The organism is Streptococcus mitis, assembly GCF_901542415.1.
GTDB lineage: Bacteria > Bacillota > Bacilli > Lactobacillales > Streptococcaceae > Streptococcus > Streptococcus mitis_BL.
Genome location: NZ_CABEHV010000004.1, coordinates 616,575 through 634,195, shown reverse-complemented (window position 1 = coordinate 634,195; position 17,621 = coordinate 616,575). Strand labels below are relative to the sequence as shown.

Here is a 17,621-nt window from a genome sequence, read left to right as displayed (position 1 = left end):
TTTTTGGTATAATAATACCCATGAAAGAGCAAGGAAATGAATAGTAGGTGGAGATGGAAAAGTATTTATCGATAACAACTTTGACCAAGTATCTGAAAATGAAATTCGATAAAGACCCTTACTTGGAACGGGTCTATTTAACTGGTCAAGTTTCCAACTTTCGTAAACGACCTACTCACCAATATTTCTCCCTAAAGGATGACCATGCAGTTATTCAAGCGACCATTTGGTCAGGGATTTATCAGAAATTAGGCTTCGATCTGGAAGAAGGAATGAAAATCAATGTGATTGGGCGCGTGCAGGTTTATGAGCCGAGTGGTAGCTACTCCATCATCATTGAAAAGGCAGAGCCTGATGGGGTTGGGGCACTTGCGATACAGTTTGAACAACTCAAGAAAAAATTGACAGAAGAAGGCCTGTTTCAAGAACGCTTCAAGCAACCTCTTCCCCAATTTTCTAAGCGAATTGGTGTAGTAACCAGTCGTAGTGGAGCCGTTATTCGAGATATTATCACGACCGTCAGCAGGCGATTTCCAGGTATCGACATTCTCCTATATCCGACCAAGGTTCAAGGTGAAGGGGCTGCGGAGGAAATTGCTCGAAATATTGCACGTGCCAATCAACGTGACGATTTGGATTTGCTGATTATTGGTCGTGGTGGAGGTTCCATCGAGGATCTCTGGGCCTTTAACGAAGAAATTGTGGTACGAGCTATTTTCGAGTCTCGTTTGCCAGTTATCTCTAGTGTGGGGCATGAGACAGATGTAACCTTGGCAGATTTTGTGGCAGATAGACGGGCTGCGACGCCAACGGCGGCAGCTGAACTAGCAACACCTGTGACCAAGTTGGATCTATTAGCTCATTTGCAAAATCAAGAAAAACGGATGGCAACAGCAGTCCGAAATGTCCTATCGAAGAAACAAGAAGCTTTGAAAAAATGCAGTCAGTCTGTTATCTTTAGACAGCCAGAGCGTTTGTATGATGGCTATTTGCAACGCTTGGACCAACTGCAACTGCGCTTAAAACAAAGTTTGCGAACACGGATTTCTGAGAACCAACAGGTAGTACAAGCAAGGACGCATCAACTGGTGCAATTATCACCTGTTACCAAAATCCAACGTTATCAAGACCGTCTAGGCCAGTTGGATAAGCTCCTACGTAGCCAAATGGCGCTGGTTTATGATGCCAAGGTTGCTGAAGTGAAGCGACTTTCGGAAGCCTTGCTGATGTTAGATACTAGCCGAATTGTGGCGCGTGGTTATGCTATTGTCAAAAAAGAAGAGTCCGTTGTAGATTCGGTTGAGAGTTTGAAGAAAAAAGACCAAGTAACGCTTTTGATGCGAGATGGTCAAGTAGAATTAGAGGTTAAAGATGTCAAAACAAAAGAAATTTGAGGAAAATCTAGCAGAACTAGAGACCATTGTCCAAAGTTTGGAAAATGGTGAAATTGCTCTGGAGGATGCGATTGCTGCCTTTCAAAAGGGTATGGTCTTGTCAAAAGAGCTCCAAGCGACGCTGGACAAGGCTGAAAAGACCTTGGTCAAGGTCATGCAAGAAGACGGAACAGAAAGTGATTTTGAATGAAAAAGCAAGAAAAATTAGCTCTTGTCGAGTCAGCCTTAGAAGATTTTTATGGAGACCAGCAGTTTGCCTCTAGTTTGCGAGAATCTGTTCTCTATTCCATTCATGCTGGTGGCAAGCGTATTCGACCCTTTCTCTTGTTAGAAGTTCTGGAAGCCTTACAAGTTACCATCAAACCTGCTCACGCGCAGGTGGCTGCAGCATTAGAAATGATTCATACAGGTAGTTTGATTCACGATGATCTTCCAGCTATGGATGATGATGATTACCGTCGGGGACGCTTGACCAATCACAAGAAATTCGGTGAAGCTATGGCCATTTTGGCTGGAGATGCTTTATTCCTAGATCCTTATGCCTTGATAGCGCAGGCAGATTTGCCAAGTCAGATCAAGGTAGACTTGATTTCCAACTTATCCCTTGCTTCAGGTAGTCTGGGTATGGTGGCAGGGCAGGTTTTGGACATGGAGGGTGAACACCAGCATTTGTCTTTGGAAGAACTCCAGACTATTCATGCTAATAAGACTGGAAAATTACTAGCTTATCCCTTCCAAGCAGCTGCTATTATAGCCGAATTGGCACCTGAAATACAGGTGAAGCTGAAAACTGTTGGGGAATTAATCGGACTTGCTTTTCAAGTTCGAGATGACGTACTGGATGTGACAGCTAGTTTTGAGGAAATTGGCAAGACACCACAAAAGGACCTACAGGCAGAAAAATCAACCTATCCTGCTTTGTTAGGCTTGGAAGAGGCCATTGCCTTTTGTAACCAGACTTTGGATCAAGCTAATGCCAAATTAGAAGAAATTGTCCAGCAGGTTCCCTTTGAAACAGAATCGATTGTAAGTGTAGTAGAAAGTTTGAGAATCAATGGCTAAGGAAAGAGTGGATGTACTAGCTTATAAACAGGGCTTATTTGAAACGAGAGAGCAGGCCAAGCGCGGTGTCATGGCTGGCCTAGTCGTAGCAGTCCTGAATGGAGAACGGTTTGACAAGCCAGGAGAGAAAATCCCAGATGACACCGAACTAAAACTCAAGGGGGAGAAACTCAAGTATGTCAGCCGTGGTGGCTTGAAACTGGAGAAGGCCTTGCAGGTCTTTGATTTGTCAGTGGAAGGGACAACAACGATTGATATCGGGGCTTCTACTGGTGGTTTTACCGATGTTATGCTGCAAAATGGTGCTGAGTTAGTCTTTGCAGTTGATGTTGGTACCAATCAGTTGGCTTGGAAACTACGCCAGGACCCGCGAGTTGTCAGCATGGAGCAGTTCAATTTCCGCTATGCTGAAAAGACTGATTTCGAGCAGGAACCGAGCTTTGCCAGTATTGACGTGAGTTTCATTTCCCTCAGTCTGATTCTTCCGGCCTTACACCGTGTCTTGGCAGATCAAGGTCAGGTCGTGGCTCTGGTTAAGCCCCAATTTGAGGCAGGACGTGAGCAGATTGGGAAAAATGGAATTATTCGCGATGCCAAGGTTCATCAGAATGTCCTTGAATCTGTCACAACCATGGCAGTAGAGGAAGGCTTTTCAGTCCTTGGATTGGACTTTTCTCCCATCCAAGGTGGTCATGGAAATATTGAGTTTTTAGCGTATTTGAAAAAAGAAGAGTCAGCAAGTAACCAGGTTCTTGCTGAGATTGAAGAAGTAGTAGAGAGGGCGCATAGTCAATTTAAAAATGAATAAAAAAGAGAGACTTGAAAAAATTAGACGATTTGTGACAGATTATCAAATCGGCACACAAGAAGAAATCGTAGAACATTTGAAAGAGGCTGGCATTACTGCCACTCAGGCAACGGTATCCCGAGATATCAAAGAGCTAGGTATTGTTAAAATTCCTTTGAGAGACAACACCTATGTCTATGAATTACCAAAATCAATCGTAAAAAGTTTGCAACTGGCTGAAGACAATATTGAGTCAGCTGAATTGATGGATAAGATGATTAATCTCCAAGTTATTCCAGGAAATACAGCATTTGTAAAAGCTCAGTTAATAGAGACATTTGCGGACAAAATTTTTAGCTGTTTAGCTGATGATAGTTCGATATTAGTCATTGCCAGAAGTGAAAGTCTAGCTGAGGAAATCTTTGAACAAGTAAAAAATTGGTAGGTCTATATGTTACTTGAAATTTCGATAAAAAACTTTGCCATTATTGAGGCTATTTCCCTCAATTTTGAAAAGGGGATGACTGTCTTGACTGGTGAAACGGGTGCAGGGAAGTCGATTATCATTGATGCCATGAATATGATGTTGGGAGCTCGTGCTACGACAGATGTTATTCGTCATGGTGCGCCAAAGGCAGAAATTGAGGGGCTTTTCTCAGTTGAAAATAGTCGCCTTTTACAGGAAATTTTTGATGAGCAAGGTTTGGAAATGGGTGATGAGATTATCATCCGTCGGGAAATTCTGCAAAATGGTCGTAGTATTAGTCGTGTCAATGGCCAGATGGTTAATCTGTCTGTTTTGCGATCTATTGGGCAACATCTAGTAGATATTCATGGTCAGCATGACCAAGAGGAGTTAATGCGTCCTCAACTTCATATTCAAATGTTGGATGAATTCGGTGATGTAGCTTTTTGGGACCTAAAAGAAACCTATCAGACGAGTTTTGATGCCTACCGTAAAATGCGCAAGCAGGTTCTGGAAGTCAAGAAAAACCAACAGGAACACAAGTCTCGTATTGAAATGTTGGAATTTCAAATGGCAGAGATTGAGGCAGCAAACTTGCAAGCAGGTGAAGACTTGGCTCTCAATCAAGAGCGAGATAAACTTCTCAACCATAAAAATATTGCGGATACACTGACTAATGCCTACAGTATGTTGGACAATGAAGATTTTTCAAGTCTGGCCAATGTTCGTTCGGCCATGAATGATATGGAAAGTGTCGAAGAGTACGATCCTGAATATCGTGAAATTTCAAACTCTCTGTCTGAGACCTACTATGTCTTAGAAGATATTAGCAAACGTTTGGAAGCTATTATTGAGGACCTTGATTTTGACGGCAGTCGTCTTATGCAGGTTGAGAATCGTTTGGACCTCCTTCATACTATCACGCGTAAGTATGGTGGGACTGTAGACGATGTCTTGCTTTATTTTGCCAAAATTACGGAAGAATACAATCTCTTGACAGGTAATAACCTTTCGTCTGAAGACATGGAAGCAGAGCTTAAGAAGTTAGAAGTCAATCTTGTCGACTTAGCAGGTCAACTTGCCTCTGCTCGTCATGACTTGGCTCAGCAGCTCGAAGCAGAGATTAAACAAGAACTGCAAGACCTTTATATGGAGAAAGCCCAGTTTCAGGTTCGTTTTAGCAAGGGCAAATTCAGTCGTGAGGGAAATGAAATGGTTGAGTTTTACATTTCAACCAATCCTGGAGAAGACTTTAAACCCTTGGTCAAGGTTGCATCTGGTGGGGAATTGTCTCGCCTCATGCTAGCCATTAAGTCTGCCTTTTCACGTAAAGAAGGCAAGACAAGTATTGTCTTTGATGAAGTGGATACGGGAGTTTCAGGACGTGTTGCCCAGGCTATTGCGCAGAAGATTCACAAGATTGGCCAGCATGGTCAGGTACTGGCTATTTCTCATTTGCCACAAGTGATTGCGATTGCGGATTATCAATTCTTTATTGAGAAGATTAGCAATGACCATTCAACAGTTTCGACTGTTCGTCTCTTGACGGTTGAAGAGCGAGTGGAGGAAGTTGCTAAAATGTTGGCAGGTGATGATGTGACAGAAGCAGCTCTAACGCAAGCCAGAGAATTGTTGAGAAACAGGGAGAAATAAGATGACAGACTATTATGTAATTGGAGATGTTCATGGAAAAGCTGGGATGCTGGAGGACCTTCTCAAAACATGGGATGGTCAGAGCCAGTTGCTCTTTCTAGGGGATTTGATTGACCGTGGTGAAGATAGTCGCCGTGTCCTAGAGATGGTTAAGGACTTGGTCGATAATCAAGGGGCAATCTGTTTGTCAGGAAATCACGAGTATATGTTTTTGACTTGGCTCGATAACCCAGAAGAAAGCTATGACCATTATCGTCGCAATGGTGGAGATACAACCATTAATTCTATCCTAGGTCGTCCCTTTGATGCCTCAGTTGACGGGGTTGAAGATGCTAAGCGTGTTGCTACTGAAGCGGCAGATTTGGTCGAATTTATTCGTCAAATGCCATTTGTAGTAGAGACAGACAAGTATATCTTTGTACATGCTGGTATTGATTTGACCTTGGATGACTGGCATGAAACCACAGATTACAAGAAAGTATGGCTTAGAAAACCATTCCACGAAGCAGAAAATCATACTGGAAAAATCATTGTCTTCGGCCATACACCGGTTTATGGTTTGTTACAGCAAGAGCGTGGTACTGCTGAGCTTTGGACTACAGAAGATGGCAAGGTTGGGATGGACGGAGGAGCTGTCTATGGTGGTGTCCTTCACGGGATTGTCTTTACAGACCAAGGAATGACAGAACACCACTTTATCGAAAATGACGGCTTTGTTGCTGAAGATTAGTACTCCTAGCAGGGTATGGTCTTGTCAAAATGTCAAAAACAATTTATAATAAATAGATACCCTGAAAGGAAGAGAATCATGAACTTAGAAGAATTGAAAAAACGACAGGAGAAGATCCGTAACTTCTCTATTATCGCCCATATTGACCATGGGAAATCGACTCTAGCAGACCGCATTTTGGAAAAGACAGAGACAGTATCCAGTCGTGAAATGCAGGCCCAGCTTTTGGATAGCATGGATCTAGAGCGAGAACGTGGGATTACCATTAAGCTCAATGCCATTGAGCTGAATTATACTGCAAAAGATGGGGAAACTTATATTTTCCACTTGATTGACACACCAGGACACGTAGACTTTACCTATGAAGTTTCACGTTCACTAGCTGCCTGTGAGGGAGCGATTTTGGTAGTCGATGCTGCCCAAGGGATTGAGGCTCAAACCCTTGCCAATGTTTATCTGGCCTTGGACAATGATTTGGAAATCATGCCAGTCATTAACAAAATTGACCTACCAGCTGCAGATCCTGAGCGCGTGCGTACAGAGATTGAAGATGTCATTGGTTTGGATGCCAGTGAAGCAGTTTTGGCTTCTGCCAAGGCTGGTATTGGTATTGAAGAAATCCTTGAGCAAATCGTAGAAAAAGTGCCAGCGCCAACAGGTGATGTGACGGCACCACTGAAGGCCTTGATTTTCGACTCTGTTTACGATGCCTACCGTGGGGTTATCCTCCAAGTGCGTGTCATGGATGGGGTGGTTAAACCTGGCGATAAGATTCAGCTTATGAGCAATGGCAAGACTTTTGATGTGACTGAGGTTGGAATTTTTACTCCTAAGGCAGTTGGTCGTGATTTCCTTGCGACTGGTGACGTTGGTTATATTGCGGCTTCTATTAAGACGGTTCAGGATACGCGTGTGGGTGATACCGTTACCTTGGCAACCAATCCTGCGGCAGAGCCATTACATGGCTACAAGCAGATGAATCCTATGGTCTTTGCGGGTCTCTATCCAATTGAGTCAAACAAGTACAATGACCTGCGTGAAGCCCTTGAAAAATTGCAACTGAATGATGCTAGTCTTCAGTTTGAACCAGAAACATCTCAGGCACTTGGATTTGGTTTCCGTTGTGGTTTCCTTGGACTTCTCCATATGGATGTTATCCAAGAACGTTTGGAACGCGAGTTCAACATTGACCTCATCATGACAGCTCCGTCTGTTATTTACAAGGTCAATTTGACAGACGGTGAGTCTATGGATGTGTCTAACCCATCTGAGTTCCCAGATCCTACCAAGATTGCGACCATTGAAGAGCCTTATGTTAAGGCGCAAATCATGGTACCACAGGAGTTCGTAGGAGCAGTGATGGAGCTAGCTCAGCGCAAGCGAGGGGACTTTGTGACTATGGACTATATTGATGATAATCGTGTCAATGTTATCTATCAAATTCCACTGGCTGAAATCGTCTTCGACTTCTTTGATAAACTCAAGTCTTCAACACGTGGTTATGCAAGCTTTGACTACGAATTGTCAGAGTATCGCCCATCTAAGCTGGTGAAAATGGATATCCTTCTCAATGGAGACAAGGTGGATGCTCTCAGCTTTATCGTTCACAAGGATTTTGCCTACGAACGTGGAAAACTCATCGTTGATAAACTTAAGAAAATCATCCCTCGTCAACAATTTGAAGTTCCAATCCAAGCAGCAATTGGACACAAGATTGTGGCTCGTACGGATATCAAAGCCCTTCGTAAGAACGTACTTGCCAAGTGTTACGGTGGTGACGTTTCTCGTAAACGTAAACTCCTTGAAAAACAAAAAGCTGGTAAGAAACGTATGAAAGCTATCGGATCAGTAGAAGTTCCACAAGAAGCCTTTCTTAGCGTCTTGAGCATGGATGAAGAATAAGTTGTTTAATTTCATTTCCTTCTTCATAGGAAATTTATATAAGAATCAATCGTAAAGCAGGCTTAAATGGTCTGCTTTTTTAATTTCTAGAACAGAAAAAATGTTTGAAATGTTTGTTTATGTGTTTGTTTTTTTACAACAAACCATAAAAACAACAAAAATATAAAAAAAGAGACAAAAAACAACAGAAAATCGTTGACAACGGTTTCATATAGTGTTATACTTATAGCATAAAGTTAATGGAAAGAAGGGAAAACCTTATGGGATTAGATCATTTCTTTGACAAAAACCTTGTGTTTTGCTTAGAAGCGGATAATCAAGAACATCTCTTTGATCAGGTTGCAACTTTATTGGAAGAACGAGAAATCGTAACTCCAACCTATCGTGAAGCCTTGATCACGCGTGAAAAGTCATTTCCAACTGGCTTAGATATGGAATTTTTGGGTAAGGATTTGCCGAATGTGGCTATTCCTCATACAGATATTGTTCATAATCTAGCCGAAAAAGTTGTGGTGGTTCGATTAGAAAAACCAGTGACTTTCCACAATATGATTGCACCAGATAAGGAAGTAGAAGTATCCTTGCTCTTCTTTATCATTAATAACTCAAGTTCAAGTCAAACAAACATTCTTGCTCAGTTGATGGACTTCTTTACTGGAAATGGTCATCTTGAAGACCTATCAAAAATTTCTGAACCAGAAGCTCTCTATGCTTATATTGCTGAAGCAATCGCTTAATCTTGTCTATTAAAAATATTAAATCGGAGGAAATCCATATGATTAAAATTCTTGCCGCCTGCGGTGCAGGTGTTAACTCAAGCCACCAAATTAAAAGTGCTCTTGAAGAAGAACTTTCAAACCGCGGTTTTGATGTTCACTGTGATGCAGTTATGGTAAAAGACGTTAACGAAGACCTTATCAAAGGTTATGACATCTTCACACCAATTGCTGCTACAGATCTTGGTTTTGACCCAGGTATCCCAGTTATCGAAGCTGGACCAATCTTATTCCGTATCCCAGCTATGAGTGCTCCAGTATTTGACAATATTGAAGCAGCTATTAAAGAACACGGATTAAGCTAATTTTAATTTGTTAACATTCATATAACTATAAAAAGGGAGGAACAGTTATGGATGCAATCTTTGACCTAATCAAAAAGGTCTTTACACCCGTCTTAGATATGGGTGGACCTGTCATCATGTTGATCATTTTGACAGTATTGGCTTTACTTTTTGGAGTGAAATTCTCCAAAGCGCTTGAAGGTGGTATCAAACTTGCCATCGCTCTTACTGGTATCGGTGCTATCATCGGTATGCTAAATGGTGCTTTCTCAGCATCACTTGCAAAATTCGTTGAAAATACTGGTATTCAATTGAGTATTACCGACGTTGGTTGGGCACCACTTGCAACAATCACTTGGGGATCTGCTTGGACACTTTACTTCTTGCTTATCATGTTGATTGTCAACGTAGTAATGCTTGCTATGAAGAAAACTGATACACTTGACGTCGATATCTTCGATATCTGGCACTTGTCTATCACAGGTCTTTTGATTAAATGGTATGCAGACAACAACGGTGTGAGCCAAGGAGTTTCACTCTTTATTGCTACAGCAGCTATCGTCCTTGTTGGTGTGTTGAAAATTATCAACTCTGACTTGATGAAACCTACATTTGATGACCTTCTTAACGCTCCAAGTTCATCACCAATGACATCAACTCACATGAACTACATGATGAACCCAGTTATCATGGTTTTGGATAAGATTTTTGAAAAATTCTTCCCAGGTCTTGATAAATATGACTTTGATGCTGCTAAATTGAACAAAAAAATCGGTTTCTGGGGTTCTAAATTCTTCATCGGTTTCATTCTTGGTATTGTTATCGGTATTATGGGAACTCCACATCCAATTGAAGGTGTTGCAGATGCAGATAAATGGCGTCTTGTTATCAAAGGATGGTTGTCTCTTGGTTTGACAGCCGGTGTATCTTTGGAACTCTTCTCACTTATCGGTTCATGGTTCATCGCTGCCGTAGAACCTCTTTCACAAGGTATTACAAACGTTGCTACTAAACGTCTTCAAGGACGTAAATTCAACATCGGTCTTGACTGGCCATTCATCGCTGGTCGTGCTGAAATCTGGGCTTGTGCTAACGTACTTGCACCAATCATGTTGATTGAAGCTGTGCTTCTTTCAAAAGTCGGAAATGGTATCTTGCCACTTGCAGGTATCATCGCTATGGGTGTTACTCCAGCTCTCTTGGTTGTAACTCGTGGTAAATTGCTCCGTATGATTATCTTCGGAACACTCTTGTTGCCACTCTTCCTTCTTTCAGGTACACTTATCGCACCATTTGCAACAGAACTTGCTAAAGGTGTAGGTGCCTTCCCAGCAGGTGTGAGCGAAACTCAATTGATCACTCACTCAACTCTTGAAGGACCAATCGAAAAACTTCTTGGTTGGACAATTGGTAACACTACAACTGGTGATATCAAAGCAATCCTTGGTGCTGTAGTCTTCCTTGTATTCTATATCGGTATCTTTGCATGGTACAGAAAACAAATGATCAAACGTAACGAAGAGTACGCAGCAAAAGCAAAATAATGCGCTCCTATAAAATGTAAGCTCAATGAAAATCAAAGAGCAAACTAGGAAGCTAGCTGCAGGCTGTACTAAAGTACGGCAAGGCGACGCTGACGAAGTTTGAATTGGATTTTCGCAGAGTGTAAATTGTTGAAACTAGGTTGTCATACCATTAGGAGTGACAGCCTAGTTTTTTATAAACTATCAAGAAATCGGAGAAAATAATGGTAATTGAATTAAAATCAGAACAATTAAGTGTTCAATTTAACAGTTTTGGTGGGGCTCTTTCTTCTATAAAAGATGCTGAGGGACTTGAGTATTTGTGGCAAGGGGATGCTACTTATTGGAGTGGACAAGCTCCTGTTCTCTTTCCTATTTGTGGTTCATTGAGAGAGGATATAGCACTTTATATAGATGATAATGGACAAGAAAGTAAAGGAAAGATTCCTCGTCATGGTTTGGTTCGTAAGAAAGAATTTGAATTAGTTGAACAGACAGATAATAGTGTAACTTTTGCAATTGAAGACGATGAGAATAGCTATCAAAACTATCCTTATCATTTCCGCCTAGAAATCACTTACAGTCTTTCTGCCAAGACAGTACGGACTCAATACAAGATTTTCAATAAAGAAACTAGCAAGGTCATGCCTTACTTCATTGGTGGACATCCAGGATTTAATTGTCCTCTACTGGATGATGAGGTCTATGAAGATTACTATTTAGAGTTTGAGAAAGAGGAGACTTGCTCTGTTCCACGTCCTTTCCCAGAAACGGGTATGCTTGATTTTCAAGATAGAAGTCCATGGTTAGAGGCTCAAAAAGAAATAGATCTTAGTTATGATCTTTTCAGTACAGATGCAGTTACCTTAGATGAATTGCAATCTAGAACAATTGCCCTTCGTTCTCGTAAACATGATAAGGGATTGAAAGTGTGCTTTGCAGAGTTTCCAAACCTCATTATCTGGTCAACTTTGACCAAAGGACCTTTCATTGCTTTTGAACCATGGTCTGGCTTGTCAACATCCCTTGAAGAAGGAGATCATCTAGAAGATAAGAAGAATGTTCGTCTCCTAGAACCTGGCCAAGTGGATCAAATTGGTTTTGATATCGAAATTCTTTAGTAAAAAAACACAAAAACAAACATTAACTGTTGACTTTTCCGAGAAATAGGAGTATATTATGTTTGTAAGCAACAAATGATGTTTGTAACAAACAAATAATCAATTGTTATATTCTCTTTCGTGTAGAAAGATTATTTCTAGGAAACTGGTTTCCTAAACTTGAATAAGGTGCAATCCATCTCATTCAATCCAATTTGTCAATAAACTGCTATAAAGCCTTTTGTAGATAAACTGCTAACTATAAATGGTTTTACTAGCCTAGAAAAATAAAAAGGAGTATACAATATGTCTATTGTTATCGGTGCAGATGCTGCAGGTTTGAGATTGAAAGAAGTTGTGAAAGACTTCTTGGAAAAAGAAAACTTCCACGTTGTGGATGTTACAGATGAAGGTCAAGACTTTGTTGATGTGACTCTTGCTGTTGCTGCAGAAGTAAACAAAGAAGAACAAAACCTTGGTATTGTGATTGATGCTTATGGAGCTGGTCCATTTATGGTTGCAACTAAGATTAAAGGAATGGTTGCTGCAGAAGTATCTGACGAACGTTCAGCTTATATGACTCGTGGACACAACAACTCACGTATGATCACTATGGGTGCACAACTTGTCGGTGATGAATTGGCTAAAAACATCGCTAAAGGATTTGTTAACGGTAAATACGATGGTGGACGTCACCAAATTAGGGTCGACATGTTGAACAAAATGTGCTAATACTCTTCAAAAATCAAGATAATCTGTTGTCAGCTCACTTTAGCTAACCTCAGTTATGCTTGCAGCTCGCTTCCTAAGCTAATCTTGATTTTTCTTGAGTAGGGATAAATGATATTAGATTTATATAATTAATCGGAGGGAATAACTAATGAGAATTGCAATTGGATGTGACCACATCGTAACAGATGAAAAAATGGCGGTTTCAGAATTTTTGAAATCAAAAGGATATGAAGTCATTGACTTTGGTACATATGACCACACACGTACTCACTACCCAATCTTTGGTAAAAAAGTAGGGGAAGCTGTAACTAGCGGTCAAGCTGATCTTGGGGTATGTATCTGTGGTACTGGTGTTGGTATCAACAATGCTGTAAATAAAGTTCCAGGTGTCCGTTCTGCCTTGGTTCGTGATATGACAACAGCTCTTTATGCTAAAGAGCAATTGAACGCTAACGTTATCGGTTTTGGTGGTAAGATTACTGGTGAACTGCTCATGTGTGATATCATCGAAGCTTTCATCCATGCTGAATACAAACCATCTGAAGAAAACAAAAAATTGATTGCGAAAATTGAACACCTTGAAAGTCACAATGCTCAACAAACAGACGCAAACTTCTTCACTGAATTCCTTGAAAAATGGGATCGCGGAGAATACCACGATTAAGAGGTAACCTATGATTTTAACAGTCACAATGAACCCATCCATTGATATTTCCTATCCCTTGGATGAGTTGAAGATTGATACTGTCAATCGTGTGGTGGATGTAACCAAAACGGCTGGTGGTAAGGGACTCAATGTTACCCGAGTACTTTCAGAATTCGGAGATTCTGTTCTTGCTACTGGTTTAGTGGGTGGTAAACTTGGTGAGTTTTTGGTTGAAAATATCGATGATCAAGTAAAGAAAGATTTCTTCTCAATTCAGGGAGAGACTCGTAACTGTATCGCTATTCTCCACGGAGACAACCAAACAGAAGTTCTTGAAAAAGGTCCTGAAGTATTGGAACAAGAAGGTCAAGACTTTTTGGAACATTTCAAAAATCTCCTGGACTCGGTTGAAGTAGTAGCCATATCGGGTAGTCTGCCAGCTGGTCTTCCAGTTGATTACTATGCGAGCTTGGTAGAACTTGCTAATCAAGCTGGCAAGCCTGTTGTTTTGGACTGCTCTGGTACAGCACTTCAGGCGGTTCTTGAATCAACACATAAACCAACCGTCATCAAACCAAATAATGAGGAATTGTCCCAGCTTCTTGGAAGAGAAGTTTCTGAGGATTTGGATGAATTAAAAGAAGTCCTTCAAGAACCTTTGTTTGCAGGTATTGAATGGATTATCGTTTCACTTGGTGCCAACGGTGCCTTTGCCAAACATGGTGACACTTTCTACAAGGTAGATATTCCTAGAATTCAGGTAGTCAACCCTGTTGGATCTGGAGATTCTACAGTAGCAGGGATTTCTTCAGGACTACTTCATAAAGAATCGGATGCAGAACTACTCATCAAGGCAAATGTCCTTGGTATGCTCAATGCTCAAGAAAAAATGACTGGTCATGTCAACATGGCCAACTATCAAGCTCTATATGATCAATTAATAGTAAAAGAGGTATAAAATGGCTTTAACAGAACAAAAACGTGCACGCTTAGAAAAACTTTCTGATGAAAATGGTATCATCTCAGCTCTTGCATTTGACCAACGTGGTGCTTTAAAACGCCTCATGGCTCAACACCAAACAGAAGAACCAACAGTGGCTCAAATGGAAGAACTGAAAGTCTTGGTAGCGGATGAATTGACTAAATACGCTTCATCTATGCTCCTTGACCCTGAATATGGACTTCCAGCGACTAAAGCTCTTGATGAAAAAGCTGGTCTTCTCCTTGCTTATGAAAAAACAGGTTATGACACAACAAGCACAAAACGCTTGCCAGACTGCTTGGATGTTTGGTCTGCAAAACGTATTAAAGAAGAAGGTGCAGATGCAGTTAAATTCTTGCTTTACTATGACCTAGATAGCTCAGACGAACTCAACCAAGAAAAACAAGCTTACATCGAACGTATCGGTTCTGAATGTGTGGCTGAAGATATCCCATTCTTCCTTGAAATCCTTGCTTACGATGAAAAAATTGCTGATGCAGGTTCTGTAGAATATGCGAAAGTAAAACCACACAAAGTTATTGGTGCTATGAAAGTCTTCTCAGACCCACGTTTCAACATTGATGTCTTGAAAGTAGAAGTTCCTGTTAACATTAAATATGTTGAAGGCTTCGCTGAAGGTGAAGTAGTTTATACACGTGAAGAAGCAGCAGCCTTCTTCAAAGCACAAGATGAAGCAACTAACTTGCCATACATCTACTTGAGTGCTGGTGTATCAGCTAAACTTTTCCAAGATACTCTTGTATTTGCTCATGAATCAGGTGCAAACTTCAATGGTGTTCTTTGTGGCCGTGCAACATGGGCTGGATCAGTTGAAGCTTACATCAAAGATGGTGAAGCAGCAGCTCGCGAATGGCTTCGCACAACTGGTTTTGAAAACATTGACGAACTCAACAAAGTTCTTCAAACAACAGCGACTTCATGGAAAGAACGCGTGTAAGCAAGTCCTCCTAGGTTAGGAACATGAATCTAAAAATTTTTGGTAAATTCGCAAACTAAGTTCCACCGCTAGTAGAAGTGGAAGTTAGTCTGATAAAAATCCTAAAAACCAGTGGAAATCCGTGTCAGGGTAAGTTCCACTGGTTTTACTAATGCTTGATTTCATCGCTTTTGTAACCAAAAGGAATCGAAAAAAAGAGCGCACAAAATCCCCTCATCTGAAAGCGTTTCAGATTAAGTTCCGCTATGGTGGAAGTTAGTGTGAGACGTTTGAATGCGGTTAAAGGTTAGTTTTTAGAACTTATGTTGGAGTAATTTCGAAGACTGACAGACGTCTTCTGCAGGTATTTTAGAAATACCTAGAAGCTTAGGAATCTCTTCTCCATAGGTAAAGGCAAAGAGCTCATAGGCTGACTTTCCATTCAAAGCAGCACGTTTGACACTGTTGACATGAGAGCAGACGAGATTGATGTCCTCTTGAGTTAAGTTGTCAAAAGCAGTTCCCTTAGGTAGAATGTCTCGAATCAGTGTGTGGTTTTTCTCAATTCTCCCTTTCTGGTCAGAGCGATTAGGGTCACAAAAGAAGAGTTTACTCTCTCCTCGCACATCCATTTCGATATCATCAACCCTGGCAAACTCTCCACCATTATCGGTAAGAATGACAGGAAAGAGTTGGAAGAAATCTTTATCAGCTTCATGAAGAGTGTTCTTGATGGTATAGAGGTGTTTGGTAACCTCAAGGGCAGTTTTATTATCCAGAAGCCTAGCGAAGATAAAGTTACAGAAAGACAGGTTGAAGGTAAGTAGGACTTTACCTCCCATCCTCCCCAGAACTGTGTCCATTTCCAGCCAAGAGTCTAGTTGATTAAGGACTAAATAGTTTTGGAAATCCTCATAGGAACGGCCTTTTTTAGCTTCTTTAGGGATGGAAGGTAGTTTCCTTTTCCGTCTTTCTTTGAATTTAACGGCTCTGGCTAGGTCAATATGAGCGATAGATAGGTATCCTTTTCGGATGTGTCGATAGACGGTTGAGGAACTGACATCAAGGTTATGAGTTTTGAGGATATGATAGATGTGTTGTCCCTTTTTAACACCATCAGAAATGACTTTGTCCATGTCCCAGAAGGCCTTGGAATTAAGGGGAGTTCCTTCACGAGCTTCGACAAGAGTTTGTTCGTACTGTTTTTGAGCTTGTTTAGCAAGGTAGAAGATTTTTTTAAATCCACAATTTTGTCTTCTTTTAGGGCATCCATTACAGACAAAGGGAGCCTTATCGAGTAAAGGGCAAGGAAGGTTATCGCATGTAGACTCTCGGACTTGTCTGTTTCGTTTGACTTCTTTGGAAACAGTAGTTGGGTCTTTTAGAATGGATTGTCCGATAGCTTTGAAGGTTTCACCGCGCTCTAAGCCTAATTGGATATCATTACGGTCTGAAAGGGTAAGGTGTTTATGTTTTGTCATAGTAGACCTCATTTCTAACTCAAACGTCTCACACTTAATTCCACCATAAAAATCCGTTTTAGACTAATTTCCACTTTGGTTGGGCAAGTGGAAGTTACTTTGAGAAATTAGCTCTAAAAATTTTTAAAAAAAGTTGTATGTAAAGGTTTACAAAATAACTTACTTGTGCTATACTTAAATCACAAGTTAATACAAGGTGAGTGTTACTAAGTAATATTAGGCATGATCACAGGTGAATTAGAAATCGGCTGATTTTCTAGTTCATTTGTGGTCATTTTTTGTACTCATATACCTTTAAGATATAAAAGGAGGTTGACATGTATCGAATTCTAAATCCAATGAATCACAATGTCTCGCTTGTCAGAAATGATAAAGGAGAAGAAGTGATTGTGATTGGTAAAGGGATTACATTTGGAAAGAAGAAGGGGGATTTGATTGCTGAACATCAGGTTGAGAAAATCTTTCGGATGAAGACCGAAGAGTCCAGAGAAAACTTTATGGCTCTCCTCAAAGATGTTCCGCTTGATTTTATCACAGTGACTTATGAAATCATTGATAAGCTATCAAAGAAATATCATTATCCGATTCAAGAGTATCTCTACGTAACATTGACAGATCATATTTACTGTTCTTACCAAGCTCTAGCACAAGGAAGGTACAAGGATAGTAATCTGCCAGATATTTCCACTAAGTATCCTGTCGCTTTTCAAATCGCAAATGAAGCATTTGAAATTTACCGTCAGAAGCTAGCAGATCATTTTCCTGAGGACGAAATTATTCGGATTGCTTATCATTTCATTAATGCCGAAGGTGAAAATGAAGTGGAACTTGTGGAGTCGATTGATAAGAGGAAAGAAATTCTCAGGAATGTTGAAGAAGTTTTAACGGACTATGCAATTCAACGAACTAAAGAGAATAACCATTTCTATGATCGTTTTATGATTCATTTGAATTATTTCTTGGATTATTTAGACAGATCTAGAGATGATAACCAATCACTTCTGGATATGGAAGATCATATTAAACAATCCTATCCAAAAGCGTTCGAGATTGGTTCCAAGATCTATGATGTGATTACGCAACATACGGGTCTTGATTTGTATAAAAGTGAACGAGTTTATCTAGTTCTACATATCCAACGTTTATTGTCATAAAAATTTATTTAA

18 protein-coding genes are annotated in these 17,621 nt (G+C 40.5%); 17 read left to right on the top strand and 1 reads right to left on the bottom strand.

Annotated features, from left to right (window positions below):
• Positions 1-53: 53 nt before the first annotated feature.
• The 16 genes from xseA to lacD all read left to right on the top strand — a co-directional run bounded on the left by xseA (position 54) and on the right by lacD (position 14,995).
• On the top strand, positions 54-1,394 hold the full coding sequence (gene xseA / locus FQT24_RS03385) for an exodeoxyribonuclease VII large subunit (RefSeq protein ID WP_143952165.1): 1,341 nt from the start codon (positions 54-56) through the stop codon (positions 1,392-1,394).
• Positions 1,372-1,584, top strand: a complete 213-nt coding sequence (locus FQT24_RS03380; RefSeq protein WP_000043226.1) for an exodeoxyribonuclease VII small subunit — start codon at positions 1,372-1,374, stop codon at positions 1,582-1,584. The genes xseA and FQT24_RS03380 overlap by 23 nt, the downstream gene beginning before the upstream one ends.
• On the top strand, positions 1,581-2,456 hold the full coding sequence (locus FQT24_RS03375; protein WP_143952164.1) for a polyprenyl synthetase family protein: 876 nt from the start codon (positions 1,581-1,583) through the stop codon (positions 2,454-2,456). Before FQT24_RS03380 ends, FQT24_RS03375 begins: the two co-directional genes overlap by 4 nt.
• Positions 2,449-3,264, top strand: a complete 816-nt coding sequence (locus tag FQT24_RS03370) for a TlyA family RNA methyltransferase (RefSeq protein WP_143952163.1) — start codon at positions 2,449-2,451, stop codon at positions 3,262-3,264. Before FQT24_RS03375 ends, FQT24_RS03370 begins: the two co-directional genes overlap by 8 nt.
• The gene (locus tag FQT24_RS03365) at positions 3,257-3,688 is read left to right on the top strand and encodes an arginine repressor (RefSeq protein ID WP_020900686.1); all 432 of its coding nucleotides are present in this window, start codon (positions 3,257-3,259) and stop codon (positions 3,686-3,688) included. The genes FQT24_RS03370 and FQT24_RS03365 overlap by 8 nt, the downstream gene beginning before the upstream one ends.
• Before the next feature lie 6 nt (positions 3,689-3,694).
• Positions 3,695-5,362, top strand: a complete 1,668-nt coding sequence (gene recN / locus FQT24_RS03360; protein WP_143952162.1) for a DNA repair protein RecN — start codon at positions 3,695-3,697, stop codon at positions 5,360-5,362.
• 1 nt (position 5,363) lies between these two features.
• On the top strand, positions 5,364-6,092 hold the full coding sequence (locus FQT24_RS03355; RefSeq protein ID WP_143952161.1) for a metallophosphoesterase family protein: 729 nt from the start codon (positions 5,364-5,366) through the stop codon (positions 6,090-6,092).
• A 78-nt stretch (positions 6,093-6,170) separates the two neighbouring features.
• On the top strand, positions 6,171-7,994 hold the full coding sequence (lepA, locus tag FQT24_RS03350) for a translation elongation factor 4 (RefSeq protein WP_001047207.1): 1,824 nt from the start codon (positions 6,171-6,173) through the stop codon (positions 7,992-7,994).
• Positions 7,995-8,254: 260 nt separating this feature from the next.
• The gene (locus FQT24_RS03345) at positions 8,255-8,731 is read left to right on the top strand and encodes a PTS sugar transporter subunit IIA (RefSeq protein WP_000521974.1); all 477 of its coding nucleotides are present in this window, start codon (positions 8,255-8,257) and stop codon (positions 8,729-8,731) included.
• A 38-nt stretch (positions 8,732-8,769) separates the two neighbouring features.
• Positions 8,770-9,075, top strand: coding sequence for a PTS sugar transporter subunit IIB (locus FQT24_RS03340; RefSeq protein ID WP_000590547.1), 306 nt, complete (start codon positions 8,770-8,772; stop codon positions 9,073-9,075).
• A 47-nt stretch (positions 9,076-9,122) separates the two neighbouring features.
• The gene (locus tag FQT24_RS03335; RefSeq protein ID WP_143952160.1) at positions 9,123-10,598 is read left to right on the top strand and encodes a PTS galactitol transporter subunit IIC; all 1,476 of its coding nucleotides are present in this window, start codon (positions 9,123-9,125) and stop codon (positions 10,596-10,598) included.
• 203 nt (positions 10,599-10,801) lie between these two features.
• Complete coding sequence (locus FQT24_RS03325; RefSeq protein ID WP_143952159.1) at positions 10,802-11,698, top strand: aldose 1-epimerase family protein; 897 nt, start codon at positions 10,802-10,804, stop codon at positions 11,696-11,698.
• Positions 11,699-11,983: 285 nt separating this feature from the next.
• On the top strand, positions 11,984-12,409 hold the full coding sequence (lacA, locus tag FQT24_RS03320; protein WP_143952158.1) for a galactose-6-phosphate isomerase subunit LacA: 426 nt from the start codon (positions 11,984-11,986) through the stop codon (positions 12,407-12,409).
• Positions 12,410-12,557: 148 nt separating this feature from the next.
• Positions 12,558-13,073, top strand: coding sequence for a galactose-6-phosphate isomerase subunit LacB (lacB, locus tag FQT24_RS03315; RefSeq protein WP_001216910.1), 516 nt, complete (start codon positions 12,558-12,560; stop codon positions 13,071-13,073).
• 10 nt (positions 13,074-13,083) lie between these two features.
• Positions 13,084-14,013, top strand: coding sequence for a tagatose-6-phosphate kinase (locus FQT24_RS03310; RefSeq protein WP_143952157.1), 930 nt, complete (start codon positions 13,084-13,086; stop codon positions 14,011-14,013).
• 1 nt (position 14,014) lies between these two features.
• Positions 14,015-14,995: a tagatose-bisphosphate aldolase gene (lacD, locus tag FQT24_RS03305; RefSeq protein WP_061364270.1), complete on the top strand. Its 981-nt coding sequence runs from the start codon at positions 14,015-14,017 to the stop codon at positions 14,993-14,995.
• 293 nt (positions 14,996-15,288) lie between these two features.
• On the opposite strand, the gene FQT24_RS03300 is transcribed toward lacD, so the two are convergent.
• Positions 15,289-16,455 (bottom strand): IS30 family transposase, encoded by a 1,167-nt coding sequence (locus FQT24_RS03300; RefSeq protein WP_143951979.1) that lies wholly within the window; start codon positions 16,453-16,455, stop codon positions 15,289-15,291.
• A 317-nt stretch (positions 16,456-16,772) separates the two neighbouring features.
• Between FQT24_RS03300 and FQT24_RS03295 the strand changes: the two genes are divergently transcribed.
• On the top strand, positions 16,773-17,609 hold the full coding sequence (locus FQT24_RS03295) for a PRD domain-containing protein (RefSeq protein ID WP_143952156.1): 837 nt from the start codon (positions 16,773-16,775) through the stop codon (positions 17,607-17,609).
• Positions 17,610-17,621: the final 12 nt, after the last annotated feature.

Bases quoted from the DNA above. Each gene is read 5' to 3' on its own strand.
- xseA (WP_143952165.1), top strand. From the start codon at position 54: ATGGAAAAGTATTTATCGATAACAACTTTGACCAAGTATCTGAAAATG.
- FQT24_RS03380 (WP_000043226.1), top strand. From the start codon at position 1,372: ATGTCAAAACAAAAGAAATTTGAGGAAAATCTAGCAGAACTAGAGACC.
- FQT24_RS03375 (WP_143952164.1), top strand. From the start codon at position 1,581: ATGAAAAAGCAAGAAAAATTAGCTCTTGTCGAGTCAGCCTTAGAAGAT.
- FQT24_RS03370 (WP_143952163.1), top strand. From the start codon at position 2,449: ATGGCTAAGGAAAGAGTGGATGTACTAGCTTATAAACAGGGCTTATTT.
- FQT24_RS03365 (WP_020900686.1), top strand. From the start codon at position 3,257: ATGAATAAAAAAGAGAGACTTGAAAAAATTAGACGATTTGTGACAGAT.
- recN (WP_143952162.1), top strand. From the start codon at position 3,695: ATGTTACTTGAAATTTCGATAAAAAACTTTGCCATTATTGAGGCTATT.
- FQT24_RS03355 (WP_143952161.1), top strand. From the start codon at position 5,364: ATGACAGACTATTATGTAATTGGAGATGTTCATGGAAAAGCTGGGATG.
- lepA (WP_001047207.1), top strand. From the start codon at position 6,171: ATGAACTTAGAAGAATTGAAAAAACGACAGGAGAAGATCCGTAACTTC.
- FQT24_RS03345 (WP_000521974.1), top strand. From the start codon at position 8,255: ATGGGATTAGATCATTTCTTTGACAAAAACCTTGTGTTTTGCTTAGAA.
- FQT24_RS03340 (WP_000590547.1), top strand. From the start codon at position 8,770: ATGATTAAAATTCTTGCCGCCTGCGGTGCAGGTGTTAACTCAAGCCAC.
- FQT24_RS03335 (WP_143952160.1), top strand. From the start codon at position 9,123: ATGGATGCAATCTTTGACCTAATCAAAAAGGTCTTTACACCCGTCTTA.
- FQT24_RS03325 (WP_143952159.1), top strand. From the start codon at position 10,802: ATGGTAATTGAATTAAAATCAGAACAATTAAGTGTTCAATTTAACAGT.
- lacA (WP_143952158.1), top strand. From the start codon at position 11,984: ATGTCTATTGTTATCGGTGCAGATGCTGCAGGTTTGAGATTGAAAGAA.
- lacB (WP_001216910.1), top strand. From the start codon at position 12,558: ATGAGAATTGCAATTGGATGTGACCACATCGTAACAGATGAAAAAATG.
- FQT24_RS03310 (WP_143952157.1), top strand. From the start codon at position 13,084: ATGATTTTAACAGTCACAATGAACCCATCCATTGATATTTCCTATCCC.
- lacD (WP_061364270.1), top strand. From the start codon at position 14,015: ATGGCTTTAACAGAACAAAAACGTGCACGCTTAGAAAAACTTTCTGAT.
- FQT24_RS03300 (WP_143951979.1), bottom strand. From the start codon at position 16,455: ATGACAAAACATAAACACCTTACCCTTTCAGACCGTAATGATATCCAA.
- FQT24_RS03295 (WP_143952156.1), top strand. From the start codon at position 16,773: ATGTATCGAATTCTAAATCCAATGAATCACAATGTCTCGCTTGTCAGA.